Origin of the sequence: Brevibacterium sp. HMSC24B04, from assembly GCF_001806835.1 — a bacterium.
Lineage (GTDB): Bacteria > Actinomycetota > Actinomycetes > Actinomycetales > Brevibacteriaceae > Brevibacterium > Brevibacterium ravenspurgense.
This window is the reverse complement of the sequence record NZ_KV786098.1, coordinates 1-230: the sequence shown is the minus strand read 5'-3', so window position 1 is coordinate 230 and position 230 is coordinate 1.

The following is a 230-nucleotide window of genomic DNA, read 5'->3' as shown; positions in this document are numbered from 1 at the left end:
TTAAAGCGTGAATCTGCATTACCGCGTGAGAACGCGCCAGCAAACGGACGAGGCGGAGGTCGGGCCAGGCTGCGCCCGCGCGAGTAAACGGACGAGGCGGAGGTCGGGCCGGCCTGCTCCCGCCCCACCCCAGCAGCCTGCGACCAACCCCAGCCAGGCACCTCGGCGGCATCGGCGCCCCAAACTCACGCTTTAATGGCTCTTCCGGTTTTAGAGTGCGTTGACCCGGT